Origin of the sequence: Aquipuribacter hungaricus (genome assembly GCF_037860755.1) — a bacterium.
Taxonomy (GTDB): Bacteria; Actinomycetota; Actinomycetes; order Actinomycetales; family JBBAYJ01; genus Aquipuribacter; species Aquipuribacter hungaricus.
Map to the genome: position 1 here is coordinate 18,187 of NZ_JBBEOI010000009.1, position 25,798 is coordinate 43,984.

The 25,798-nt window shown below is 74.4% G+C and carries 22 protein-coding genes; 17 read left to right on the forward strand and 5 right to left on the reverse strand.

Features of this window, described 5'->3' with window-relative positions; translation table 11 throughout:
• The first annotated feature begins 85 nt into the window (after window positions 1-85).
• The 5 genes from WCS02_RS03030 (at window position 86) to WCS02_RS03050 (ending at window position 6,026) form a co-directional block, all read left to right on the forward strand.
• Window positions 86-1,786, forward strand: a complete 1,701-nt coding sequence (locus WCS02_RS03030; RefSeq protein ID WP_340289556.1) for an ABC transporter substrate-binding protein — start codon at window positions 86-88, stop codon at window positions 1,784-1,786.
• 103 nt (window positions 1,787-1,889) lie between these two features.
• A complete protein-coding gene (locus WCS02_RS03035) occupies window positions 1,890-2,915 on the forward strand; it encodes an ABC transporter permease (RefSeq protein WP_340289559.1) in 1,026 nt (341 codons plus the stop codon).
• Complete coding sequence (locus WCS02_RS03040) at window positions 2,912-3,889, forward strand: ABC transporter permease (protein ID WP_340289562.1); 978 nt, start codon at window positions 2,912-2,914, stop codon at window positions 3,887-3,889. The genes WCS02_RS03035 and WCS02_RS03040 overlap by 4 nt, the downstream gene beginning before the upstream one ends.
• A complete protein-coding gene (locus WCS02_RS03045) occupies window positions 3,886-4,953 on the forward strand; it encodes an ABC transporter ATP-binding protein (protein ID WP_452039058.1) in 1,068 nt (355 codons plus the stop codon). The genes WCS02_RS03040 and WCS02_RS03045 overlap by 4 nt, the downstream gene beginning before the upstream one ends.
• Window positions 4,950-6,026 carry an ABC transporter ATP-binding protein gene (locus tag WCS02_RS03050; RefSeq protein ID WP_340289565.1) on the forward strand — a complete coding sequence of 359 codons (1,077 nt, stop codon included), beginning with the start codon at window positions 4,950-4,952 and terminating at the stop codon, window positions 6,024-6,026. Before WCS02_RS03045 ends, WCS02_RS03050 begins: the two co-directional genes overlap by 4 nt.
• A gap of 7 nt (window positions 6,027-6,033) precedes the next feature.
• Here the strand turns inward: WCS02_RS03050 and WCS02_RS03055 are convergent, their stop codons facing one another.
• The 5 genes from WCS02_RS03055 to WCS02_RS03075 form a co-directional block, all read right to left on the reverse strand.
• Window positions 6,034-7,899, reverse strand: a complete 1,866-nt coding sequence (locus WCS02_RS03055; RefSeq protein WP_340289568.1) for a putative bifunctional diguanylate cyclase/phosphodiesterase — start codon at window positions 7,897-7,899, stop codon at window positions 6,034-6,036.
• A complete protein-coding gene (locus tag WCS02_RS03060; protein WP_340289571.1) occupies window positions 7,896-8,735 on the reverse strand; it encodes an alpha/beta fold hydrolase in 840 nt (279 codons plus the stop codon). Before WCS02_RS03060 ends, WCS02_RS03055 begins: the two co-directional genes overlap by 4 nt.
• Window positions 8,736-8,871: 136 nt before the next feature.
• A complete protein-coding gene (locus WCS02_RS03065; protein ID WP_340289574.1) occupies window positions 8,872-11,379 on the reverse strand; it encodes an ABC transporter permease in 2,508 nt (835 codons plus the stop codon).
• Window positions 11,379-12,134 (reverse strand): ABC transporter ATP-binding protein, encoded by a 756-nt coding sequence (locus tag WCS02_RS03070; RefSeq protein WP_340289577.1) that lies wholly within the window; start codon window positions 12,132-12,134, stop codon window positions 11,379-11,381. The genes WCS02_RS03065 and WCS02_RS03070 overlap by 1 nt, the downstream gene beginning before the upstream one ends.
• 331 nt (window positions 12,135-12,465) lie before the next feature.
• The gene (locus tag WCS02_RS03075) at window positions 12,466-13,470 is read right to left on the reverse strand and encodes a RecB family exonuclease (RefSeq protein WP_340289580.1); all 1,005 of its coding nucleotides are present in this window, start codon (window positions 13,468-13,470) and stop codon (window positions 12,466-12,468) included.
• A gap of 154 nt (window positions 13,471-13,624) precedes the next feature.
• Between WCS02_RS03075 and WCS02_RS03080 the strand changes: the two genes are divergently transcribed.
• The 12 genes from WCS02_RS03080 to WCS02_RS03135 form a co-directional block, all read left to right on the forward strand.
• The gene (locus WCS02_RS03080) at window positions 13,625-14,350 is read left to right on the forward strand and encodes a hypothetical protein (protein ID WP_340289583.1); all 726 of its coding nucleotides are present in this window, start codon (window positions 13,625-13,627) and stop codon (window positions 14,348-14,350) included.
• 32 nt (window positions 14,351-14,382) lie between these two features.
• A complete protein-coding gene (locus tag WCS02_RS03085; RefSeq protein ID WP_340289587.1) occupies window positions 14,383-15,540 on the forward strand; it encodes a site-2 protease family protein in 1,158 nt (385 codons plus the stop codon).
• Between the two features lie 134 nt (window positions 15,541-15,674).
• Complete coding sequence (locus WCS02_RS03090) at window positions 15,675-16,565, forward strand: tRNA (adenine-N1)-methyltransferase (protein ID WP_340289620.1); 891 nt, start codon at window positions 15,675-15,677, stop codon at window positions 16,563-16,565.
• Between the two features lie 91 nt (window positions 16,566-16,656).
• Complete coding sequence (locus WCS02_RS03095; RefSeq protein ID WP_340289590.1) at window positions 16,657-17,115, forward strand: group II truncated hemoglobin; 459 nt, start codon at window positions 16,657-16,659, stop codon at window positions 17,113-17,115.
• A gap of 205 nt (window positions 17,116-17,320) precedes the next feature.
• Complete coding sequence (gene arc, locus WCS02_RS03100) at window positions 17,321-18,898, forward strand: proteasome ATPase (protein ID WP_376983731.1); 1,578 nt, start codon at window positions 17,321-17,323, stop codon at window positions 18,896-18,898.
• 95 nt (window positions 18,899-18,993) lie between these two features.
• A complete protein-coding gene (gene dop / locus WCS02_RS03105) occupies window positions 18,994-20,559 on the forward strand; it encodes a depupylase/deamidase Dop (RefSeq protein ID WP_340289596.1) in 1,566 nt (521 codons plus the stop codon).
• Window positions 20,560-20,647: 88 nt separating this feature from the next.
• The gene (locus WCS02_RS03110) at window positions 20,648-20,845 is read left to right on the forward strand and encodes a ubiquitin-like protein Pup (RefSeq protein WP_340289599.1); all 198 of its coding nucleotides are present in this window, start codon (window positions 20,648-20,650) and stop codon (window positions 20,843-20,845) included.
• Window positions 20,842-21,702, forward strand: coding sequence for a proteasome subunit beta (gene prcB, locus WCS02_RS03115; protein ID WP_340289602.1), 861 nt, complete (start codon window positions 20,842-20,844; stop codon window positions 21,700-21,702). The genes WCS02_RS03110 and prcB overlap by 4 nt, the downstream gene beginning before the upstream one ends.
• Window positions 21,699-22,400 (forward strand): proteasome subunit alpha, encoded by a 702-nt coding sequence (gene prcA / locus WCS02_RS03120; RefSeq protein ID WP_340289605.1) that lies wholly within the window; start codon window positions 21,699-21,701, stop codon window positions 22,398-22,400. The genes prcB and prcA overlap by 4 nt, the downstream gene beginning before the upstream one ends.
• A 41-nt stretch (window positions 22,401-22,441) precedes the next feature.
• Window positions 22,442-23,821, forward strand: coding sequence for a Pup--protein ligase (pafA, locus tag WCS02_RS03125; RefSeq protein ID WP_340289608.1), 1,380 nt, complete (start codon window positions 22,442-22,444; stop codon window positions 23,819-23,821).
• A gap of 59 nt (window positions 23,822-23,880) precedes the next feature.
• Window positions 23,881-24,939, forward strand: a complete 1,059-nt coding sequence (locus tag WCS02_RS03130) for an FKBP-type peptidyl-prolyl cis-trans isomerase (protein ID WP_340289611.1) — start codon at window positions 23,881-23,883, stop codon at window positions 24,937-24,939.
• Window positions 24,940-24,994: 55 nt separating this feature from the next.
• Window positions 24,995-25,798 (forward strand): helix-turn-helix transcriptional regulator (locus WCS02_RS03135; protein WP_340289614.1); only part of this gene is annotated, 804 nt, incomplete at its 3' end.

Sequence of the window (25,798 nt, forward strand, 5' to 3'; positions counted from 1 at the left end):
ACCGTGCGTCAGCAGGTCCTAGGTTCGGACGATCCGACACCAGACCCGTCCCCGACGGGTCTCGCGAGCCCCTGGGAGCACATCCATGCGGTCCACATCTGTACGCGGGGCCAAGGTGGTGGCGCTCGGCGCCGCCGCCGCCCTCGCGCTGGTCGCCTGCGGCGGCAGCGACGACGGCGCGACGCAGGGCTCCGGCGCCGAGGCCTCCGGCGGCGCCGAGGGCGCGAGCGACGCCACCCTGGTCTTCGGCGCCTCGGCCGACCCCGTGATCATCGACGGCGCCTACGTGAGCGACGGCGAGTCGCTGCGCGTCGTCCGCTCCATCTTCGAGGGCCTGGTCACCACCGAGGAGGGCGGCACGGAGATCGTCCCGGCGCTCGCCGAGGAGTGGGAGGTCAGCGAGGACGGCCTGCAGTGGACGTTCAGCCTCCGTGACGGCGTGACGTTCCACGACGGCGAGGCGCTCGACGCCGAGGCCGTCTGCACCAACTTCGACCGCTGGTACAACTTCACCGGCATCCAGCAGTCCGGCAACGTGTCGTACTACTGGCAGACCGTGATGGGCGGCTACGCCCAGAACGAGGACGAGACCCTCCCCGAGAGCCTGTACTCCGCGTGCGAGGCGACCGACGAGGCCACCGCGACCATCACGCTGACCCGGCCGTCGTCGACGTTCCTGTCCGCGCTGTCGCTGCCCGCCTTCTCCATCGCCAGCCCCGCGGCCCTGGAGGAGTTCGGCGCCGACGAGATCACCGGCAGCGGCGAGGAGCCCCAGTTCACGGGCACCTACGGCACCGAGCACCCGACCGGGACCGGCCCGTTCCGCTTCGTGTCCTGGGAGCGCGGCAACCAGCTGGTCCTGGAGCGCAACGACGACTACTGGGGTGACGTCGCCCAGGTCCAGAACCTCGTCTTCGTCCCGATCGCCGACGGGCCCGCCCGCCGCCAGGCGCTCGAGGCCGGCGACATCGACGGCTACGACCTCGTCGACCCCGCCGACGTCGACGCGCTCGAGGAGGCCGGCTTCACGATCCTGCGCCGCCCGGCGTTCAACGTCGCCTACGTGGGCCTCAACCAGTCGGCCCCGCCGCTGGACAACCTGCAGATCCGCCAGGCCATCGCGCACGCCATCGACCGCGAGAACATCCTGTCGACGAACTACCCCGAGGGTGCGACCGTCCCGACGCAGTTCATGCCCGAGGCGGTCTTCGGCTACGCCGAGGACGTCACGGAGTACGAGTACGACCCGGAGCGGGCCAAGGAGCTCATCGCCGAGTCCGGCGTCACGGACCTCACGCTCGAGTTCTGGTACCCGACCGAGGTCTCCCGGCCCTACATGCCGGACCCCGCCGCGAACTTCCAGCTCATGGCGGCCGACCTCGAGGCCGTCGGCTTCACGGTCAACCCGACCGGGGTGCCGTGGAACCCGGACTTCCTCGACGCCGCGCTCAGCGGCGGCGCGCCGATGTACCTGCTGGGCTGGACCGGCGACTTCGGCGACCCGGACAACTTCGTCGGGACGTTCTTCCAGGCGCAGTCGCCCGAGTGGGGCTTCGACAACCCCGAGCTGCGCACCCTGCTCGACGAGGCCGAGGCCGAGACGGACCTCGACGCCCGCACCGGGCTCTACCAGGAGGCGAACCGGCAGATCATGGACGAGCTGCCCGGTCTGCCCTACGCCTCCACGGAGCCGGCGCTCGCGTTCCGCCCGGGCATCGAGGGCTTCGAGCCCAGCCCCGTGCAGAACGAGTCGTTCAACCTGGTGACGGTCACCGAGCAGGAGTGACCCGCTAGCAGCACCCCCGCGCGGGTGGCGGTCGCCCCGACCGCCACCCGCGCGCGCACGTCACGCCCCCTGCCCTGTCCACCGTCCCTCGAGGAGACCCCTGGTGCTCCGCTTCGTCGTCCGGCGGCTGCTGCTGCTCGTGCCGATCCTGCTCGGGCTCAGCCTGCTGCTCTTCGCGTGGGTGAGGGCCCTGCCGGGCGGCCCCGCGCAGGCGCTGCTCGGGGAGCGCGCGACCCCCGACGCCGTCGCCGAGATCAACCGGCTCTACGGCTTCGACCAGCCGGTCCTCCAGCAGTACGCCACCTACATGGGCCGCGTCCTGCAGGGCGACCTGGGGGTGTCGACCACCACGCGCACCCCCGTGACGGACGAGCTCCTCCGGCTCTTCCCGGCCACGGTGGAGCTCAGCCTCTTCGCGCTGGTCATCGCCGTCGGGCTCGGTGTGCCACTGGGCTACGTGGCCGCCCGCCGGCACCTCACGTGGGTCGACTCCTCGGCGGTGCTCGCCTCGCTGCTCGGCGTGACCATCCCCGTCTTCTTCCTCGGCTTCATCCTCAAGTACGTCTTCGCCGTTCAGCTGGCCGTGCTGCCCGCGTCCGGCCGGCAGGACCCGCGCCTGTTCACCGAGCACCCGACCGGCTTCTACGTCCTGGACGGCTTCCTCGTCGGCCGGCCCGACGCCTCGTGGGACGCGTTCCTCCACCTGGTGCTCCCGGCGGTCGCGCTGGCGACCATCCCGCTGGCGATCATCGCCCGCATCACCCGGGCGAGCGTGCTCGACGTCGTCAACGAGGACTACGTCCGCACCGCCGACGCCAAGGGCCTGGCGCGCCGCACGATCACCGGCCGGCACGTCCTCCGCAACGCGCTGCTGCCCGTGGTCACCGTCATCGGCCTGCAGGTCGGGCTGCTGCTGTCGGGGGCGGTGCTCACCGAGACGGTCTTCGCCTTCCCGGGCATCGGCTCGTTCCTCGTCGACGCCATCACCAACCGGGACTACGCCGTGGTCCAGGGCTTCATCCTCGTCATCGCCGTGCTGATAGTGGTGGTCAACCTGCTCGTCGACATCTCCTACGGGCTCATCGACCCCCGGGTCAGGGCGTCCACCATGGCCGGGGGGCGCGCGTGACCACCGAGCCGCTGCGCCCCGAGGCCCCCGGCATCCCCGAGGCCACCCCCGGCAGCGTCGAGGCGCTGGGCACCCGGGCCCCCTCCGACCTGCCCTCCGACCTGCCGCCCGGCGAGGCCGGCACGTCGCTGGGCCGCGAGGCCGTCCGCCGCGTGGTCCGCGACCCGCTCGCCCTGGTCGGGGCCCTGCTCGTCCTCGGCTTCGTCCTCGTCGCGGTCTTCGCGCCGTTCCTCGCGCCGTTCGGCCCGAACGAGCGGGTCGGCGCGGTCACCCCGACGAACATCCCCGGCCCGTCCGCCGAGCACTGGTTCGGCCTGGACTCTCTCGGCCGCGACGAGCTCAGCCGCGTCATCTACGGGGCGCGGCAGTCCCTGCTCGTCGGTGTGGTCGCCACCCTCCTGGGGGCCGGCGTCGGCATCGCCGTCGGCCTGCTCGCCGGCGCGTTCGGCGGCTGGGTGGACGCGCTGGTCATGCGCACCACCGACATCATGCTGTCGATCCCCAGCCTGCTGTTCGCCATCGGCATCGCGGCGGTGCTCGGGCGGACGCTGTTCGCCGTCATGGTGGCGATCGCGGTGGTCAACGTGCCCGTCTTCGTCCGGCTGCTGCGCGGCGCCATGCTCGCCCAGCGGGGCAGCGACTACGTCGTGGCGGTCCGCTCGCTCGGCGTCCGCGACCGCGACGTCGTCGTCTCGCACGTGCTGCCCAACAGCCTGTCGCCCGTCATCGTCCAGGGGACGCTGACCCTGGCGACCGCCATCGTCGACGCGGCCGCGCTGGCGTTCCTCGGCCTGTCCGGCGAGGACCCGGCCATCCCGGAGTGGGGACGCATGCTCGCGGAGACCCAGCGCTTCCTCGCCTCGGCGCCGCACCTGGCGTTCTTCCCCGGCATCGCCATCGTCCTCGCCGCGCTCGGCTTCACCCTGCTCGGGGAGTCCATGCGCGAGGCCCTCGACCCGAAGTACCGCCGGTGAGCGGGGCCGGCCCGGCGCCCGCGACAGGCACCGCCGGCCGCCGCCGCTCCGTCGACGGGGCGCCGCTGCTGCAGGTCCGCGACCTGTCGGTGCGGTTCACCCGCAAGGGGCGTGCCCCCGTCGTCGCCGTGGACAGCGTGACCTTCGACGTGCCCGCCGGGCGCAGCGTCGGCCTGGTGGGGGAGTCCGGCTCGGGCAAGTCGGTGACGTCCCTGGCGATCATGGGCCTGCTGCCGAGGCGGGGCGTCGACGTCGGCGGGAGCGTGCGCTTCGACGGCGACGAGCTGCTCGGCATGCCCGACGAGCGGCGGCGCTCGCTCCGCGGGGCCGAGATGGCCATGGTCTTCCAGGACCCGATGAGCTCGCTCAACCCCGTGGTGCCGATCGGGGTGCAGGTCACCGAGGTGCTGCGCCGCCACCGCGACATGGGCAAGGTCGAGGCGCGCGACGAGGCCGTCGACCTGCTGCGGCGGGTCGGCATCCCCGAGGCGCAGCGCCGGCTCAAGGACTACCCCCACCAGCTCTCGGGCGGCATGCGGCAGCGGGCGCTCATCGCCATCGCGCTGGCGTGCGACCCCCGCCTGCTCGTGGCCGACGAGCCGACCACGGCGCTGGACGTGACGATCCAGGCGCAGATCCTCGACCTGCTGCGCGGCCTGGTCGCCGAGACCGGCACCGCGCTCGTCCTCATCACCCACGACCTGGGCGTCGTCGCCGGCATGTGCGACGAGGTGCACGTGATGTACGGCGGCCGGCTCGTGGAGTCCGCCGGGCGCCTGGACCTGTTCGCCCGGCCGCAGCACCCGTACACGACCGGCCTGCTCGCCTCGGTGCCGCGCCTGGACTCCCCGCGCAGCGTGCCGCTGCGGCCGATCCCCGGCTCGCCCACGCTGACCAGGCCGTGGTCGACGGGGTGCGCGTTCGAGCCGCGGTGCACCCGGTCGCAGGCCGACTGCCTCGGCGACGCCCCGCCGATGGAGACCGTCGCCGGCCACGGCGTGCGGTGCCTGCACCCCGTGGGCGACGACGACCGGGCGACCGCCACCGGGGAGGACCTGCGATGAGCACCGTGACCGGCCAGGACGCAGCGGACCGACCGGGGGAGCGACAGAGCCGGGCACCGGGGGACGTGCTGCTGTCCGTCCGCGACGTGGCCGTGCACTTCCCCATCACGAAGGGGATCGTGCGGGACCGGGTGGTGGGCCACGTCAAGGCCGTCGACGGGGTGTCCCTCGACGTCCGACGCGGCAGCACGTACGGCCTGGTGGGGGAGTCCGGGTGCGGCAAGAGCACCCTCGGGCGCGCCGTGCTCCGGCTGCTGCGCCCCACGCGCGGCGAGGTGTGGTTCGACGGCACCGACATCGCCACCCTGGGCGGGGAGGAGCTGCGCCGCTCCCGGTCCCGGATGCAGATGGTCTTCCAGGACCCGATGAGCTCCCTCGACCCGCGCCAGTCGGTCGAGGCCGCGCTGTCGGAGCCGCTGCGGGCCCACCGGGTCGCGGCCGGTCCCGGCGGGTACGCCGCCCGGGTGAAGGAGCTGCTGCACGCCGTCGGCCTGCCCGCGTCGGCGGCAGGCCGGTTCCCCCACGAGTTCTCCGGCGGGCAGCGGCAGCGGATCGGCATCGCCCGCGCGGTGGCGCTGCGGCCGGAGCTCGTCGTCGCCGACGAGCCGGTGTCCGCGCTGGACGTGTCGGTGCAGGCGCAGGTGGTCAACCTGCTGGAGGAGCTGCAGGACTCCCTCGGCCTCACCTACATGGTCATCGCCCACGACCTGGCCGTGGTCCGCCACGTCTCCGACGTCGTCGGGGTGATGTACCTCGGCGGGCTCGTCGAGGAGGCCGACAGCGACACCCTGTACGCCGACCCGATGCACCCGTACACGCTGGCGCTCATGTCGGCGATCCCGGTGCCGGACCCGGTGGTCGAGGCCACCCGGGAGCGGATCCTCCTGCGCGGGGACCTGCCGAGCCCGGCCGACCCGCCCAGCGGGTGCCGGTTCTCCACCCGCTGCCCGTTCGTCCAGCCCGGCCGCTGCACCACCGAGCGGCCGGCGCTGCGGGAGGTCGCCCCCGGGCACACGGTGGCCTGCCACTACGCCGAGGAGATCAAGGCCGGCACGATCACGCGGGCCGCCTAGGCGCCGGTCACCGGCCCCGCCGCACCCCGGGCTCCCGGCGCTGCGACGGGGCGGGAGTCCGGCCGGCTGCGGTGAGGTCGATGTCCGGGGCCTCCGCCCGCGCGAGGGCCAGCGCCTCCGGGGTGCCCGGTCGCCCGAGCAGGAACCCCTGCGCCTGGTCGCAGCCCATCGCGCGCAGGGCGACCACCTGCTCGGGGGTCTCCAGCCCTTCGGCCACGACGACGAGGCCGAGGGCGTGGGCGAGGTGGACGCAGCCGGCGACGATGGCGTGGTCGGCGGGGTCGGTGTGCATGCCGGACACGAACGACCGGTCGATCTTCAGCTCGTCGACGGGGAACTGCTTGAGGTACGTGAGGCTGGAGTAGCCGGTGCCGAAGTCGTCCACCGCGAGCAGGACCCCGAGCGCCTTGAGTTCGCGCAGGGCCCGCAGCGCGGCACCCGGGCGGTGCATGAGGGCGGTCTCGGTGATCTCGAGCACGAGCCGCGACGGCGCCAGGCCGGTGCGCTCCAGCACCTCGGTGACCCGGGCCACCAGGTCGTCGTCGGCGAGCTGCCGGGTGGACAGGTTGACCGACACCTGCAGCCCGGCGAGCCGGCCGCCGGGCTCGCGGTCCCAGGCGACGGCCTGCGTGGCGGCCTCCGCCAGCACCCAGGCACCCAGCTCGCGGATGACGCCGGAGGTCTCGGCGGCGTCGACGAACGCCGCCGGCGACAGCAGGCCGCGCCCGGGGTGCTCCCAGCGCACGAGCGCCTCGACCCCGGTGACGTCGCCGCTGCGCAGGTGCACGCGCGGCTGGTAGTGCACCCGCAGCTGGCCCTCGCGCAGGGCGGCCCGCAGCTGCTCGAGCACCGCGAGGCGGTCCTGCGAGGGGTCGGGGCTGCCGGGGCGGTGGACCTCGGCCCGCCCGCCGCCGAGCTGCTTGGCCCGGTACATCGCCGTGTCGGCCCGTCGGAGCAGCCGGTCCGCCGTCACCTCGACGTCCTCCGGGGCCACCACGGGCGGGTGGGGCTGCGCGACGCCGACGCTCGCCTCGACCATGACCTCGACGCCCTGCAGCGCCACCGGCTGCGCGAGCACCCGGAGCAGCTCGGCCGCGAGGTCCTCGGCCTCCTCCGGCCCCGCCGGGCGGACGACGACGAACTCGTCGCCGGCGAACCGGGCGACCGCGGCACCGGGGCCGGCCACCGCGCGCAGCCGGTCGGCGACCTCGCAGAGCAGCTGGTCCCCGCTGCCGTGGCCGAGGTCGTCGTTGACGGTCTTGAAGCCGTCGAGGTCGACGAAGAGCACCGTCGTCAGGCCCCGGCCCGCCGGGGGCGGTTCCCGCAGGCCCGCCTGGAGCGCGTCGACCAGCCCGGCGCGGTTGAGCAGGCCGGTCAGCCCGTCGTGGTGCACCAGGGCGCGCAGACCCTGCTGGGCGCTGCTCAGCCGCGCCTCGGAGTCCTGCGCCTCCCGCCGGGCGGCCACCAGGTCGAGCTCGTAGCGGCGCCGCTCCTGGGCGTCCACGAGGACGACGTGGACGGCGTGGTCGCTGCCGCCGCCGGCGACCCGGGTGGCGCTCAGCAGGGTCGCTCGCCGCTGCCCCGCGGCACCGAGCAGCTGCACGGACGCCTCGCTGACGCGCCCGGTCAGGTCGAGCTGGGGCAGGTGGTGCGTGCTCCAGAGGACGCGGTCGCCGACCGGGAGCAGCGAGACGAACCGGCGCCCGACGAGGTCCTCTCGCGCCGCACCCGTCCACGCCAGGACGGTGGCGTTGACCGCGGCGACCCGGCCGTGCGCGTCGAGCAGGAGGTTGCCGCTGGGGGCCCCCTCCCAGAGCGACCGGAAGTCCGGCAGCGCCCCGCCGGGTCCCGCCCCGCCGGCCGGCCCGGTCACCCGGCGGCGAGCAGGTGCCTGCGCACGGCCCTGGCGGTCTCCACCGGGGCGCTGACGTGCGGGCAGTGCCCCACCGCCTCCAGCTCGACCAGGGTGGACGAGGCGAACCGCTCGTGGACGTACGGTCCGACGGACTCGGGGACCATCGCGTCCTGGCGCGACTGCAGCAGGACGACCGGGGTGCGCACCTCGCCGAGCAGGGGGCGGTAGTCGGTCGCGAACATCGTGCGGATGAGCTGGCGCGAGATGTCCGGGTCGGCGCGGCAGAAGGCTTCCGCCAGCTGCTCGCCGAGCTCCGGCCGGTCGGGGTTCCCCATGAACACCGGCGCCATGGCGTGCGCCCAGGCGAAGTAGTTGGTGTCCAGCGCCTGCGAGATCTCCGCGAGGTCCCCGGGCGCGAAGCCGCCCTCGTAGCCGTCGACCGGGTCGTCGAGCAGGTACGGCGTGGTGGCGAGCAGGAACAGCTGCCGGAAGCGCTGCGGCTGCCGCAGGGCAGCCAGCACCGCCACCATCGTGCTCACGCTGTGGGCGACGACGGTGACGTCCTGCAGGTCCTGCTCCTCGCAGATGGCGAGCAGGTCGTCGGCGTAGCCGTCGAGGCCGGCGTACCGCTCGGGGTCGTAGGCGGAGGTGTCCGACCGGCCGGCCCCCATGACGTCGTACATGACGACCCGGTGGTCCTGGCGCAGCAGCGGGACGACGTCGCGCCACATCCCTTGGTCGCAGGCGAAGCCGTGCGCGAGCAGCAGCACCGGCGCGTCGTCCGGACCGGTGCTCGTCACGTGGAAGCGCGCGGCGACCGGCCCGGCCAGCTGCCGCACCCCGTCCTGGACCATCGCGAGCCCCCCGTCGCCTCACCGTCACGTGTGGTCGTGAAGCGTCGCGCGCTGTCATCCCCAGGTCAACACCACGCGGGCGCGGGACGGGGGCGATGCCTGTCAGGCACCGCCCCCGTCCGTCACACCGGGCGGCTCACTCGGTCGTGATCGCCCGCAGCACGTCGATGCGGGTGGCGCGCCAGGCCGGCAGGAGCGCGGCGACGACCCCCACCACGGCGGAGCCGACGAGCACGACGAGCACCGTCTCCCACGGCACGGAGAGCACGGACAGACCGTCGTCCTGCAGCGCCTGCTGCAGCGCGATGCCGAAGGCCAGGCCGAGCACCACGCCGAGCATCGCGCCGAACACCGTGGTGGCGACCGACTCGACGGTGACCACGCGGCGCAGCTGGCCGCGGGTGAGGCCGATCGCCCGCAGCAGCCCGATCTCGCGGGTCCGCTCGACGACCGACAGCGCGAGGGTGTTGACCACGCCGAGGGTGGCGATGACCAGCGACAGCCCGAGCAGGGCGTACAGCAGGCCGAGCACCGTGTTGATCTGCTCGGTCTGCGAGGACGTGAACTCCTCGGAGTCCAGCACCGACAGCGTGAGGTACTCCGCCGCCACGTCCGTGACGTCGGCGCGCACCGCGGCGAGGTCCGCGTCGTCGGCGACGTCGACGAGCAGCAGCTGCAGACCCTGCCCCTGTCCGGCGAGCGCGGCGGTCGAGGCGTCGTAGACGTCCTGGGACACGACGACGTCGCCGGCGAGGATCTGGCTGTCCTCGAACACCGCGAGCACCTCGCGGCCGGCCGCCGCGCCGGTGGCCACCTGGACCTCGACGGTGTCGCCGACCGCCACGTCCCACGCCTCGGTGTCGGACTCCGACAGCCACACCCCGTCGCCCAGCTCCTCCAGCGAGCCGTCGACCACGGTGACGTCGACGAGACCGGGCAGGGTCCCGGGGTCGACGGCCAGCACGTTGCCGTCCTCGCCGTCCACGGTGCCGGGCGTGGACGGCAGCGGGAGCACGGCCTCGACCCCGTCGATGCCGGCGACCTGCTGCGTGATGGTCAGGGGGACCGTCGGGGCGCCGCCGTCGCTGATGACGAGGTCGCCGAGGAACTCGTCCTCGACGATGTCCGCGACGCTGGAGGAGGCGGACGACGCGAGCACCGACACGGCGCCGACCAGCGCCAGTCCGACCATGAGGGCGCTCGCGGTGGCCGCGGTGCGGCGGGGGTTGCGCAGGCCGTTGCGCTGGGCGAGCCGGCCGACCGGCCCGCGGGCGAACGGCGCGGTGAGCAGCCACACGACGGGCTTGGAGACCGCGGGGCTGGCGACGGCGACACCGAGGAACACCGCGAGCACGCCCGTCCCGAGCACGGCGAGCGGCTGCTCGGTGACGGTGTCGGTGAGCACGAGCGCCATGGCCGCGGCGCCGACCGCCGCCAGGGCGAGCCCGGCGAGGGCCCGGGCGCGGACCGCGGACCGGGGCAGGGCCTGGTCGTCGCGCATGGCGGCGACCGGGGCGACGGACGAGGCGCGGCGGGCGGGCAGCACCGCGGCGAGCGCGGTGACGACCACCCCGACGAGCAGCGTCGCCACCACGGTCCGGGCGTTGACCGGCAGACCGGCGAGGTCCAGGCCGAACAGCGTGCTGATGAGCTGCTGGAGCCCGGCCGCCAGGGCGATCCCGATGCCGAGGCCGGCCACCGAGCCGACCAGGCCGACGAGCAGGGACTCGCCGAGCACCGACAGCGTCACCTGGTTGCGGGAGGCGCCGACGGCGCGGAGCAGAGCGAGCTCCCGGGTCCGCTGGGCGACGAGCATGGAGAAGGTGTTGAAGATGATGAAGGCGCCGACGAACAGCGCGACGCCGGCGAAGACGAGCAGGAACGCGGTGACGAACCCGAGCGCCTCCGACAGCGCGTCCTGGGTCTCGTCGGCCTGGGCCTGACCGGTGACGGCCTCGGCGCCCCCCGGCACGAGCGGCGCCACGGCGTCGACGACCTCCTGCTGCGAGGTCCCGTCCTCGCCCGTGACCGTGAAGGACTGCACCTGCCCGGTGGGCGCGAACTGCTGGCGCGCGAGCTCGGGCTCCAGGAGCACGATCGCGGCGCCGGCGGTCGGGGTGTCGTTCGTGGCCTCGCCGACCAGGGTGACGTCGACCGGCGTGCCGTTGACGACGACGACCGTCTCGTCGCCCAGGGCCAGGCCCGAGCGCTCCAGGGTCGTCGACTCCACGACCAGCTCGTCGGCGGCCTCGGGCGCGCGCCCGTCGACCAGGCGCACCGAGGGGTCGTCGGGGTCCCACGCGAAGCCGAACGCCGGGGCGCCGCCGGAGCGGACGGCGGTGCCGTCCGCGCCCTGCATGACGGCGTTGCCCTGCAGCGCCGGGATGGCGCGCTCGACGCCGTCGGCCTGCTCGAGCTCGTCGGCGAGCGCCAGGTTGAGCCCGCCCAGCTCGGTGTCCTCGGTGAGGCGGACCACGGCGTCGGTGGAGTCCGACGTGGCGAAGATGGCGGAGAACGTCTCGTCGATGGAGTCGGTGAGCACGAACGAGCCGGCGACGAAGGCGGTGCCGAGCATGACCGCCAGGCCGGTGAGAAGGAGCCGCACCAGGTGCCCGCGCACGTTGGCCAGGGTGACCCTGAGCATCAGAGGTCGCCCATGGTCTTCATCCGGTCCAGGACGGACTCGGCGGTGGGGCGGCGCATCTCGTCGACGAACGACCCGTCGGCCATGAAGACGACGCGGTCGGCGTAGGCGGCGGCGGACGGCTCGTGGGTGACCATGACGATGCTCTGGCCGAACTCGTCGACGCTGCGGCGCAGGAACCCCAGCACCTCCGCGGACGAGCGGGAGTCGAGGTTGCCGGTGGGCTCGTCGGCGAACACGATCGCGGGCCGGCCCACCAGCGCGCGGGCGGAGGCGACCCGCTGCTGCTGGCCGCCGGACAGCTCGTTGGGGCGGTGGCTGAGCCGGGGGCCGAGCCCGAGGATGCCGACCACCGTGTCGTACCAGTCCTTGTCGACCTTCCGCCCGGCGATGTCCATCGGCAGCGTGATGTTCTCGGCGGCGCTCAGGGTCGGGACGAGGTTGAACGACTGGAAGACGAAGCCGATGCGGTCGCGCCGCAGCCGGGTGAGCGCCTTGTCGCCGAGCGTCGAGACGTCGACGCCGTCCACGACGACCTGGCCGGAGGTGGGGGTGTCCAGGGCGGCCATGCAGTGCATGAGCGTGGACTTGCCCGAGCCGGACGGCCCCATGATCGCCGTGAACTCCCCGCGCGCGAAGTCGATGTCGACCCCGGCGAGGGCGTGCACGGCGGCCTCGCCGCGGCCGTAGACCTTGGTCAGGCCGCGGGCGGTGGCGACGGCGTCACGGAGGTGGCGTCCGGAGTCAGGGCTCATGCGGCCATCGTCCTGGACGACCGTCGCCGTGCGGGCACCGGTCACGGCGTGCGGGCCGCCGGGACCGGTGGGCTGGGCGGGAGGCTGGTGGAGGGCGCTGCGCGTGGTCTCGCTCACGGGGATGTCCGTCTCTGCAGGGGGACCCCGGGGCGTCCGGGGGGAGGGCACCAGCGAAGCGGGCGGCGGGGGCGCCGGACCATAGGGGTTCCCCCCGGTCCTGGCGCCGGGCGGCACCAGGGAGCACCCTGACGCCGACCCCGGGTCCCGGGCTGCGCGCCGTCCCGGCCGTCGTCCTGCCGGCCGTCCGGGGGGACCGGTGAGCGGCGTCCTGTCAGCCCTCGTCGTCGCCGGGGAGGTCGGGCTGCACCGGCCGCATGACCCGGTCGAGCGCGTCCTCCGGCAGCGGGGGAGGGGTCCCGCCGGTCGTGGGGCAGAGCGCGGCGTGGTCGCACCACCGGCACACCCGCCCGGGGTTGGGCCGCCAGTCCCCGGTCTCCGCTGCCGTGCGGATCGCCCGCCACAGCTGCAGCAGGGTGCGCTCGAAGGCGAGCAGCTGCGCCTCGTCGACGTCCAGCGGCAGGGTCTGGCCCTGGCCGCCCACGTAGACCAGCTGCACCCGGGAGGGGACCCGGCCGCGGGTGCGCCACAGCAGCAGCGCGTAGAACTTCATCTGGAACAGGGCGCGCTGCTCGAACGCCTCGCTCGGCGCCCGCCCCGTCTTGTAGTCCACGATCCGGATCCGCCCGTCCGGCGCGACGTCGACCCGGTCGACGATGCCGCGCAGCACCAGCTCCTCGCTCACCTGGTGCTCCACGAACACCTCGCGCCCGTCGGGCTCGAGCCGGGTCGGGTCCTCCAGCTCGAACCAGCGGCCCACCAGCCGCTCGGCCTCGGCCAGCCACCGGGCCTCGTCCTCGCCCTGCGGGGTGGCGGCGACCGGTGCGGGGACGGTGTCCGGTCCGTCGGGTGCAGCGGCTGCCGAGGGCACCGCGTCCTGCGCGACGACACCCCCGGGGGCGTCAGGGGCAGCAGGAGCGGCGAACAGGGAAGCCACCTCTGGCCGGGCGGCGACCACCTCCGCCAGGGCCGGCGCGAGCAGCGAGCGCGCGTGCTCCAGCGTGCGCCGCTCCGCCGGCACGTCGAAGAGCTGCTCCAGGGCGCGGTGGACCACCGTGCCCCGCACCGCGGCCGACGACGGCTGCTGCGGGAGCCGGTCGACCTGGCGGAACCGGTACATGAGCGGGCAGAGCTTGAAGTCCGCCGCGCGCGTCGGCGACAGGCTGCCCTGGCGCACCACGGGGGCCGCCAGGGGGACTGCGGTGGTCGTCCCGGTCATGGGGAGCACGGTAGGTCGGCCCTGCGACAGAACGTCGGCGGACCGCAGCAGACCCGGCACAGGGCCACCTGGGTGGGCCTGCCCGGCGGAGCCTCGGCGGCCCCAGGGGCGGTGTGACGATCGACGCCCCGCACACGAACGAGGGGACCGTCGCATGACCCGCACCACCAGCCCGTCCGTCGGAGCACCCGTCGGGACCGTCGTCATGACGCTCGCGCTCGTCGGCACCTTCGCGTTGGCGGGTTGCTCCGGGGACGGGGACGTCCAGGTGCCGAGGGCCGAACCTGCTTCCTCGACCAGTCCAGCCGCCCCCGAGGCGTCCGTCGAGCCCGACAAGGGCGCTACCCCTCCGACAGACCCTCCCGCGACGGAGGCGACGGTCAGCGCAGCCGCCGCCGCCCCGAGCGGCACGGCCGCGTCCCCGTCCGGGACGGTGCCGGACGGGTGGCAGCTCGTCGACGACGGCAGCGGCCCGGTGTACGCGCTCCCGCCCGGCTTCGCGACCCAGGCCATGGGTGAGGTGACCGACGGTGTCGGTGTGACCGTCCACGGCCTGCAGGACGGCTCGCTCGTCGTGACGGACTCACGGCTGTCGGGGGCGCAGTTCGACGGCGCGCGCCCGGAGGACATCCTGGCGGGCGGCATCGCCGGTGCTGCCGGCGGCGGCGGGCTGACTCCCGAGGACCGCGAGGACTTCACGGTGGACGGCCGACCGGCCGCCGGGTTCCGGGCCCCAGACCCGACGGGCGGCGGTCGGTACCTGGCGGTCCGGCTCCTCGTCGACGGGGACGCCGTCATCAGCTTCATCTCCACCCAGGCCGACGAGGAGACTGCTGCGGCTGCGCTCGAGCAGGTCTGGGACACCCTCAGGCTGCCCTGAGCCCCCGCAGGCACCCCACGTACCCTCACCAGGTGAGCAGCCCGGACGCACGGACGGCCCCACCCGCGCGACGCGGCCCCCGGCGGCTCCGGCTCGCGACGGTCGCGGGCGTCCCGGTGCTGCTGTCCCCGTCGTGGCTGCTCATCGCCGCCGCCATCACCGTCCTCTTCGCCGGTGCCACCAGCCGGGCCACCGGGCTGGCCGGGCCGGCGGTCTACGCCGTGGCGTTCGTGCTGGCGGTCCTGCTCGCCGTCTCGGTGCTCCTGCACGAGGCGGCGCACGCGGTGGCCGCGCGGCTGTTCGGGCTGCACGTGAGCGAGATCGTCGTCGACCTGTGGGGCGGGCACACCGCCCTGGGCCGCCCGCGCACCCCGTCGGCCTCGGCCGTGGTGTCCGTGGTCGGGCCGCTGGCCAACCTCCTGCTCGCCGTCCTCGCCGAGGCGGTGCGGCGGCTGGTCCTCGTGCCCGCCACGGGGACGCTGGAGGCGGTCGTGTCCTTCCTCCTGCTGGGCACCGCGGTGAGCAACCTGCTCGTCGGCGTGTTCAACCTCGTGCCCGGCCTCCCGCTGGACGGCGGCCGCGTGCTCGAGGCCGTGGTGTGGAAGGCCACGGGCGACCAGGACACCGGCGGCCTGGTCGCGGGCTGGTCGGGGCGCGTGGTGGCGGTCGGGCTGCTCGCCTGGGTCCTGGTGCCGCCGCTGCTGCAGGGGGACCGCCCGTCGACGGCGACCGTGGTCTGGGTCGGGCTCGTGGCGCTGTTCCTGTGGCGGGGGGCCTCGGCCTCCGTCGCCGCGTCCCGGTTCCGGCGCCGGGCGGCGCGCGTCGACCTGGGGGCGGTGACCTCGGCCGCGGCCGTCGCGCACGAGGGGGCCAGCGTCGCCGACCTCGACCAGCCCGGCAGCGGGGGCTCCGACGTCGTCCTCGTCGACGCCTCCGGCCGTCCGGTGGCCGTCGTCCCGGCCGGTAGCGTCGCGGCCGTGCCCCTCGACCTCCGCCCGACCACCCCCGCCACCGCCCTGGCCCGCGTGCTGCCACCCGTGTCCGTGGTCCCCGCCTCGGGCGGCCCGATCGGCGCCGTGGAAGGCCTGGCGCGCTCCGGCGACCTGGGCATCGTCGTCGTCGACGCGCAGGGCCGCCCCACCGGCCGGGTCACCCCGGCCGCCTTCGCCGCCGCCATGGGCCTGCGGTGAGCTACGTGGTCCAGGGCACGACGCCCGAGCCGCCCGCCGAGCCGCAGGGGCCCGACAGCACCCACGACCAGGTCGCCGACCAGGTCGCCGACGGGTCCGCGGTGGCGGACGACGCGACGGCCGGGCTCCCGGCGCTGGAGGCGCACTCCACTGGCCTGTTGCGCGCCGGGGACCGGGTGCAGCTCACCGACCCCAAGGGCCGGCTCCACACCATCACGCTCGGGGTGGGGAAGGTCTTCCACACCCACCGCGGTGCCATCGCCCACGACGACCTCATCGGCCGGCCGCAGGGCTCGGTGGTGAGGAGCACCGCCGACCTGGAGTACCTCGCGCTGCGGCCGCTGCTCAGCGACTACGTCATGTCCATGCCCCGCGGTGCGGCCGTCGTCTACCCCAAGGACGCCGGGCAGATCGTGCACATGGGCGACATCCACCCCGGCGCGAGCGTGCTCGAGGCGGGGGTCGGCTCCGGCGCGCTCACCATGTCGCTGCTGCGCGCCGTCGGCGAGGGCGGCCACCTGCACTCGGTCGAGCGGCGGCAGGACTTCGCCGACATCGCCCGCACCAACGTCGAGACGTTCTTCGGCCGCCCGCACCCTGCCTGGCAGCTCACCGTCGGGGACCTGGTCCAGACCCTCGAGGCGCGCGAGGCCGCCGGCGACCCGGTCCAGGTCGACCGGTGCGTGCTGGACATGCTCGCGCCCTGGGAGTGCCTGGACGCCGTGTCCCGGGCGCTGCGGCCGGGGGGTGTCCTCGTGGCCTACGTCGCCACCGCGACCCAGCTGTCCCGCACCGCCGAGGCGGCCAAGGAGGCCGGCTGCTGGACCGAGCCGAGCGCCTGGGAGTCCCTCGTGCGCGGCTGGCACCTGGAGGGGCTGGCCGTCCGGCCCCAGCACCGCATGGTCGGGCACACCGGCTTCCTCATCAGCACCCGCCGGATGGCCGACGGGGTCAGCGCCCCGCGCCGCCGCCGGCGTCCCGCCCCCTCGCAGTTCACCGAGGAGGACCCGGGCTGGGGTCGCTGAGGCGCCGGCCCCCTCTCCCGCACAGGAGAACGACCCCGAGGCCTGCCGCCCAGGCGGGTGCCGGGGCTACCGTCGTCGCGGAGGTGGGGCCATGGTCGTGCCGACGGTCTACGCGTGGGCGGGCGGTGCGCCCGCGCTGCGCCGGCTCACCGAGGTGTTCTACGCGCGGGTGCGGCAGGACGAGGTCCTCGAGCCGGTGTTCCGCAGGATGGGGCCGCACCACCAGGAGCACGTCGCCGACTGGCTGGGCGAGGTCTTCGGCGGGCCGCCGGTCTACACCCGGGAGCACGGCGGGTACCCCGCCATGCTGTCCCACCACCTCGGGCTGAGGATCACCGAGGCCCAGCGGGCCAGGTGGGCGGCGATGGTGGCCGCCAGCGCCGACGAGGCCGGGCTGCCGTCGGACCCCGAGTTCCGCTCCGCCTTCGTCGCCTACGTCGAGTGGGGCACGCGCCTGGCCATGGCGAACTCCGCCGAGGGGGCCTCGCCGCCGCCGGCCGCCCCGGTGCCCCGCTGGGGGTGGGGCGAGGCGCCGCCCTACCTGCCCTGAGCGCCTGGTCAGGCTGCACCTCCCGTCGCGCCACGCCGGGCTGCCCAGCAGGCCCTGGGACGGTGGGCGCCGGACCCCCGGGTTACGGTTGGCGGGCACCTCGAGGAACGGGAGGCCCACCGTGGACGAGTCCGGCGAACGCCTGAGGATCGACCGACTGCAGGACGAGGTGACGCGCGCGCGGGCCGAGGCCGGCAGGGTCTCGATGCAGAACGAGCGCCTCGCGGAGACCCTCCGCGACGCCCGCGAGCAGATCGTCTCGCTCAGGGGCGAGGTGGAGCGCCTCGCGCAGCCGCCCGCGTCCTTCGGCACCCTCGTGGCCGTCGGCGACGACGGCACGGCCGACATCACCACCGGGGGCCGCAAGCTGCGCGTCGCCGTGACCCCGGCGGTCCCGGTCGTGGACCTCCAGCCCGGTCGCGAGGTCATGCTCAACGAGGCGATGAACGTCGTCGCCGTCACCGGGTTCGAGCGCGTCGGCGAGCTCGTCACGGTCAAGGAGCTCATGCCGCCGGACCGTGCGCTGGTCGCCGCGCACGCCGACGAGGAGCGGGTCGTCCGCCTGGCCACCCCGCTGCTCGGCGAGCCGCTGCGCGTCGGGGACTCCCTGACCGTCGACACCCGCACCGGCTTCGCCTACGAGCGGGTCCCCAAGGCCGAGGTCGAGGACCTCGTCCTGGAGGAGGTCCCGGACATCGACTACACCGACATCGGTGGTCTCGGCTCGCAGATCGAGACCATCCGCGACGCGGTCGAGCTGCCGTTCCTGCACCCGGAGCTCTTCGTCGAGCACGGGCTCAAGGCGCCCAAGGGCGTCCTGCTGTACGGCCCGCCCGGCTGCGGGAAGACGCTCATCGCCAAGGCCGTCGCGAACGGCCTGGCCAAGCAGGTCGCCCGCACCCGCGGCGAGGACGGCAGCACCGCCCGCAGCTACTTCCTCAACATCAAGGGCCCCGAGCTGCTCAACAAGTACGTCGGGGAGACCGAGCGTCACATCCGCCTGGTGTTCCAGCGGGCGCGCGAGAAGGCGTCGCAGGGCACCCCGGTCGTCGTCTTCTTCGACGAGATGGAGTCCCTGTTCCGCACCCGCGGCTCGGGCGTGTCCAGCGACGTCGAGAACACCATCGTCCCGCAGCTGCTCGCGGAGATCGACGGCGTCGAGCGCCTCGAGAACGTCATCGTCATCGGGGCGTCGAACCGCGAGGACATGATCGACCCCGCCATCCTCCGCCCCGGCCGCCTCGACGTGAAGATCAAGATCGAGCGGCCCGACGCCGAGGGCGCCCGCGACGTGTTCACCAAGTACCTGGTGCCGACGCTGCCGCTGCACGCGGACGACCTCGCCGCCCACGACGGCGACACCCGCGCCTGCGTCGAGGACATGATCGTGCGGATCGTCGAGCGGATGTACGCGGAGACCGAGGAGAACCAGTTCCTCGAGGTGACGTACGCCAACGGCGACAAGGAGGTCCTGTACTTCAAGGACTTCAACTCCGGCGCCATGATCCAGAACATCGTCGACCGGGCCAAGAAGATGGCCATCAAGGACCTGCTGACCACCGGCCAGCGCGGCATCCGGGTGGAGCACCTGTTCTCGGCGGTCGTCGACGAGTTCAAGGAGAACGAGGACCTGCCCAACACCACCAACCCCGACGACTGGGCGCGCATCTCGGGCAAGAAGGGCGAGCGGATCGTCTTCATCCGCACGCTCGTGCAGTCCAAGCAGGGCACCGAGCCGGGCCGCCTCATCGACAACGTGCAGTCGACCGGCCAGTACCTCTGACCCCGTCGCCCCCGGGAGCCCTCGACGAGGGCCCCGGGGGACCGGGCCAGCACGGCGCCGCGGGTTGTGTCCGGCGCCCCCCGTAGCCTGCGGGCGTGACGACGCGCCGGGTGATGGGGATCGAGACCGAGTACGGCATCACCGCGCCCGGGCGCCCGGGCAGCAACCCCATGCTGCTGTCCAGCCAGGTCGTCAACGCCTTCGCCACCCGGCCCGGCGGCCGCGTCGGCCGAGCCCGCTGGGACTACGAGGACGAGGCCCCGCTGCGCGACGCGCGCGGCGGCGAGCAGTCCCGGGGCAGCGCCGACCCCAGCCAGCTGACGGACGTCCCGGCCGCTGCCGGCGGCGCCATGCCCGACCTCGAGGACCCGTCGACCGCCAACGTCGTCCTCACGAACGGCGCCCGGCTCTACGTCGACCACGCCCACCCGGAGTACTCCTCGCCGGAGGTGACGGGCCCCCGCGCGGCCGTGGTGTGGGACAAGGCGGGGGAGCTGGTCATGCGCGAGGCCGCCGAGCGGGTCGGGGCGCAGCCCGGCCTCGGCGAGGTCCGGCTCTACAAGAACAACACCGACTCCAAGGGCGCCAGCTACGGCACGCACGAGAACTACCTGCTGAGCCGGGCCACCCCGTTCGCCGACGTCGTCGCCGGCCTCATCCCCTTCTTCGTCACCCGCCAGGTGTTCACCGGCGCCGGCCGGGTCTCGATCGGCCCCGACGGGTCGACGCCGGGGTTCCAGCTGTCGCAGCGGGCGGACTACATCGAGGTCGAGGTCGGCCTGGAGACCACGCTCAAGCGGCCGATCGTCAACACCCGGGACGAGCCGCACGCCAGCGCGGACCGCTACCGCCGCCTGCACGTCATCCTCGGCGACGCCAACCTGCTCGAGACCGCGACGTACCTCAAGGTCGGCACCACCGCGCTCGTGCTCGACATGATCGAGGCCCGCAGCCTGCCCGGCGGGCTCGCCCTGGCCCACCCGGTCCGCGCGCTGCACGCCGTCAGCCACGACCCGACGCTGAGGACGCTGGTCCGCACGCTCGACGGGCGCGAGATGACGGCCATCGACGTCCAGCACCGCTACCTCGAGGCGGCCGAGAAGCACGTCAAGTCCCGCCGCGACGACACCGACGTCGTCACCGCCACCGAGACCCGGGACGTCCTCGACCGGTGGTGGGACGTGCTCGACCGGCTGGCGAAGGACCCGATGACCGCCGCCCGGGACGTGGAGTGGGTCGCCAAGCTCCGCCTGCTGGAGTCCTTCCGCGACCGCGACGGGCTGTCCTGGGACTCCCCGCGCCTGGCCGCCATCGACGTCCAGTGGTCCGACGTGCGCCCCGACCGCGGGCTCTACCACCGCCTCGTGGCCCGCGACGAGGTCGACCGGCTCGTCAGCGACGAGGAGGTCCGCGCCGCGGTCGACTCCCCGCCCGAGGACACCCGTGCGTGGTTCCGCGGCCAGTGCCTGTCCCGCTACGGCAGCGCCGTGGCCGCGGCGAGCTGGGACTCCGTCATCTTCGACGTCCCCGGCCGCGGGGCGCTGCAGCGGGTGCCGACGCCGGAGCCGCTGCGGGGCACCCGGGAGCACGTCGGCGCCCTGCTCGACGCGAACCCGACGGCCAGCGCCCTCGTCGAGGCCCTCACCCGGCCCGGGTCGTAGGCTGGAGGAGCACCTCCCGGGGGCGGCCGACCGCGACAGCACGGCACCGCGAGGCACACACGCAGCACGACAGACGGAGGTGACGGCGATGGCAGGTCAGGAGCAGCAGCGCCCGCAGCGGCGCAGCGACGCACCGGAGGAGACCGAGGAGGTGGCGGTCCCGACCACGACGAGCGAGGCCCCGGCGGCGTCCGACCTCGACTCCCTCCTGGACGAGATCGACGACGTCCTGGAGACCAACTCCGAGGAGTTCGTCCGCGGCTTCGTCCAGAAGGGCGGTCAGTGACCACCGGCCCCGGCCAGGGGGCCCGGCTGCCCGCCGCGTTCCTCGCCTCCGACACCTCGTCCTTCGTGGAGTTCCTCGGCCGCCACGCGCCCGACGCGCTGGCCCCGCTCACCCGCGCGGTGACCCCCGGCACGCCCGTCGACGCACCCCACGCCACCACCATCGTGGCGCTGGCCTGCGGTGACGGCGTCGTCATGGCCGGCGACCGGCGGGCGACCGCGGGCAACGTCATCGCCAGCCGGGACATCGTCAAGGTCCACCCGGCCGACGCCCACTCCGCCATCGGCATCGCCGGCGCGGCCGGCATCGGCCTGGAGATGATCCGGCTGTTCCAGGTGGAGCTCGAGCACTTCGAGAAGCTCGAGGGCACGACGCTCAGCCTCGAGGGCAAGGCCACCCGCCTGGCCGCGATGGTGCGCGGCAACCTCGGCATGGCCATGCAGGGGCTGGCGGCGGTGCCGCTGTTCGCCGGCTGGGACCTCGCCACCCGCCGCGGCCGCATCTTCAGCTTCGACGCCACCGGGGGGCGCTACACCGAGTCCGACCACCACAGCATCGGCTCGGGCAGCTACTTCGCCCGCGGGTCGATGAAGAAGCGCTGGCGTCCGGGGATCGGCACCGCCGACGCCACCGCCGTCGCGGTCGAGGCGCTGTTCGACGCCGCCGACGACGACTCCGCCACCGGCGGGCCCGACGTCGTCCGCCGGATCTGGCCGGTCGTCGCGGTCATCGACGCCGACGGCTACCGCGAGCTGGCCGACGGCGAGGTGGAGGCGCTGGTCACCGACCTGCTCGCCCACCGTCGCGACGACGGCCCGACCGGTGCCGTCCCCATGGTCGGAGGGTCGCCCGCATGAGCCAGCCGTTCTACGTCTCGCCCGAGCAGCTCATGAAGGACCGGGCCGACTTCGCGCGCAAGGGCGTCGCCCGGGGGCGCGCCGTCGTGGTCGTCGCTCACACCGAGGGCATCAGCTTCGCGGGGGAGAACCCGTCGCGGGCGCTGCACAAGGTGAGCGAGATCTACGACCGCATCGCCTTCGCCGCCGTCGGCAAGTACAACGAGTTCGAGAACCTGCGGGTGGCGGGAGTGCGCTACGCCGACCTGCGCGGCTACTCCTACGACCGCTCCGACGTCACCGCGCGCGGCCTGGCCAACGCCTACGCCCAGACCCTGGGCGCGGTGTTCACCGAGCAGTCCAAGCCGTACGAGGTCGAGCTCGTCGTGGCCGAGGTCGGGGCCGCCCAGGCCGACGACCAGCTGTACCGGCTCACCTACGACGGCTCCGTCGTCGAGGAGCACGGCTCGGTCGCCATGGGCGCCGGTGCGGAGCAGATCAGCACCCACCTGCGCGAGCACTGGACGGCCGACCTGGACGAGGCCGGCGCGCTGCGGCTCGCGGTCGCCGCCCTGGGCGCCGCGCCGCTGCCGGACGGGGCCACCCGCGAGGTCGCCGCGGAGTCGCTCGAGGTTGCCACGCTCGTCCGCGGCCGTGCCCGGCGCTCGTTCCGCCGTCCCGCCGTGGACGAGGTCCGGGACGCGCTGCAGGGCGGCTGACCCACGCGGGCGGCCCGGGGGCGTTCGCGTAGCGTTGGGCCATGGACCGACGCATCCTCGGGCTCGAGACGGAGTACGGCGTCACCTGCGCGTTCGAGGGGACCCGGCGGCTCAGCCCGGACGAGGTGGCCCGCTACCTGTTCCGCAAGGTCGTGTCGTGGGGCAGGTCCAGCAACGTCTTCCTCCGCAACGGCTCCCGGCTGTACCTCGACGTCGGCTCGCACCCGGAGTACGCCACCGCCGAGTGCGACGACGTGCGCACCCTCGTCGTCCACGACCGGGCCGGCGAGCGGATCCTCGAGGGCCTGGCCACCGACGCCGAGGCGCGGCTGCGCGAGGAGGGCGTCAACGGCGAGGTCTACCTGTTCAAGAACAACACCGACTCCGCCGGCAACTCCTACGGCTGCCACGAGAACTACCTGGTGAGCCGCCACGGCGAGTTCAGCCGGCTGTCGGACACGCTCATCCCGTTCCTCGTGTCGAGGCAGCTCGTCGCCGGCGCCGGCAAGGTCACCCACACGCCCCGCGGGGCGCTGTACTCGCTGTCGCAGCGGGCCGACCACATCTGGGAGGGCGTCTCCAGCGCCACCACCCGGAGCCGGCCGATCATCAACACCCGCGACGAGCCGCACGCCGACGCCGAGCACTTCCGCCGCCTGCACGTCATCGTCGGCGACTCCTCCATGTCGGAGACGACCACGCTGCTCAAGGTCGGCGCGACCGACCTCGTGCTGCGGATGGTCGAGGCCGGGCACCCCGTGCGGGACATGACGCTGGAGAACCCGATCCGCGCCATCCGCGAGATCAGCCACGACCTCACCGGGCGGCGCACCGTGCGCCTGGCCAGCGGGCGCACCGCCTCCGCGCTGGACATCCAGGGCGAGTACCTGCAGCGCGCCAAGGCGTTCGTCGAGGCCGGCGGCACGGCCGACGCGGTCGGCACGTCGCAGGGGACGTTCAAGCAGGTCCTCGACCTCTGGGAGCGGGCGCTGCGCGCGGTGGAGACCGAGGACCTGTCGCTCGTGGAGCGGGAGATCGACTGGGTGATCAAGTACCGGCTGCTGCAGCGGTACATGGAGAAGCACTCGCTCGAGCTCGACGACCCGCGCATCGCCCGGCTCGACCTCGCCTACCACGACATCAACCGCAACCGGGGGCTGTACTTCCTGCTCGCCCGGCGGGGGATGGTCGAGCGGGTGAGCCGCGACCTGGAGGTCTTCGAGGCCACGGTGGTCCCGCCGCAGACCACGCGCGCCAAGCTGCGCGGCGACTTCGTCCGCGCGGCGCAGGAGAAGCACCGCGACTTCACCGTGGACTGGGTGCACCTCAAGCTCAACGACCAGGCCCAGCGGACCGTGCTGTGCAAGGACCCGTTCCGCTCCGTCGACGAGCGCGTCGAGAGGCTCATCGCCGGGATGTGACGCAGGGCTGCCCCGCCCGTACAGGCTGCACCCAGGCTCAGCCCGTAGGCTCAGCGGCGATGACGTCTGACCTGGGGCTGCTGCGCCCCCTCCGTCCTGCCCGTCCGACCGTGCGCCGTGCCGCGCGCGCCGGTGCCGCCGCCGCGGCCGCCGCCCTGGTCCTCGCTGCCTGCGGTGACGACGCCTCCGGGGGAGAGGGCGGCGACGCCGCCGAGCCCGCCGGCGACCTGGGCGCGATCGAGGTCGAGGGGGACTTCGGCGAGGAGCCGACCCTCACCTTCGACACCCCCTTCGCCCTCGAGGAGTCCGACAGCACGACCCTCAGCGAGGGCGACGGCGAGGCGATCGAGGACGGCGACACCGTGACGATCGACTACACCGTCGTCTCCGGCGCCGACGGCTCCACGCTGGACACCAGCTTCGGCGCCACCTCGATCAGCCTGCCGCTCGTCGAGGGGCAGACCACGCCCGCCCTGGTCGACGCCCTCGTGGGGGAGACCCTCGGCTCGCGCGTCCTCGTCGCCGTGGCCCCCGAGCAGCCCACCGACGGTGCCTCCGCGGCGCCCTCGCCGGCCGCGGGCGACCCCGCCGCCGACACCATCATCTTCGTCCTCGACCTGCTCGAGGTCGTCCCCGAGCGCGCCGACGGCGAGCCGGTCGAGCCGCCCGCGGGCACCCCCGTCGTCTCCACCGACGAGGCCGGCGACGTGACCGGCGTGGACGTCGCGGGCATCACGCCGCCAGAGGGCCTGGTCGTCACCCCCGTCCTCCAGGGCGACGGCGACGTCGTCGGCGCGGGCGACACGGTGACCATCCACTACACCGGTGTCCTCGCCGCCGACGGCGTCGAGTTCGACTCGTCCTGGTCCCGCGGTGCGGCGACCACGTTCCCGCTCGGCAACCTCATCGCGGGCTGGCAGCAGGGCCTGGAGGGCGTCGCCGTCGGCAGCCGCGTGGTGCTGCAGGTGCCCGCCGAGCTCGGCTACGGCGAGCAGGGCAGCCCCCCCACCATCCCGGCGGACGCCGACCTCGTGTTCGTCATCGACGTGCTCGACACCCAGGCCGCCCCCGAGGCCCCGGCCGAGCCGTCCTCACCGGCCCCGGCACCCTCGGAGTAGCAGTAGCCTCTCGCGCGCGGCCGCCTGTCGGCCGCGCGCGGGAGGAGGGGTCGCGGTGTCGGCGCAGCGGACGGAACGCCTGCTCAACCTCGTCATCGCGCTGCGCGCCACCCGTCGTGGGATGCGGCGGGAGGACCTGCGCCGCGCGGTGCCGCAGTACGCCGCGTCCCCGAACGAGGCCGCCTTCGAGCGGATGTTCGAGCGCGACAAGGAGGACCTCCGCGAGATCGGGGTCCCGATCGTCACCCTGGCCAGCGACGTGCTCGTCGACGCCGAGGACGCCTACCGCATCGACGCGGGGGCCTACGAGCTCCCCCCGGTGACCTTCACCCCGGCCGAGGTCGCCGTGCTCGGGCTCGCCGCGCACGTCTGGCAGCAGGCCGCGCTGGCCGTGCCCGCCGCCCGCGCCCTCACCAAGCTCAAGGCCGTCGGTGCCGCCGACGACCCGCTGCTGGCCGCGGGCGCCGGGCGCGACCTGGCCGGGCTCGTCGACCCGGTGGTCCGCACCGTGGAGCCCGCCTTCCAGCCGCTGCACGACGCGCTGCGCCTGGGCCGGGTGGTGCGCTTCTCCTACCGCCGCCCCGGCGCCGAGCCCGTCCGCCGCACCGTGGAGCCGTGGCGCCTCGTGCTGCGCTCGGGGACCTGGTACCTGGTCGGGCTCGACCTGGACCGCGACGCCGCCCGGGTGTTCCGGCTCAGCCGGATCGAGGGGGCGGTGAGCACCGTCCGCGGCCGCCGCGCCGGACCGGTGCCGGAGGAGTCCGTCGTCCTGGACGCGCTGCACGTCCTCAGCGCCGCCGAGGCCCCCGCCCGCGACGGCGCCGAGGTCCGCCGCCCCGCGCGGCTGCGGCTGCGGCCC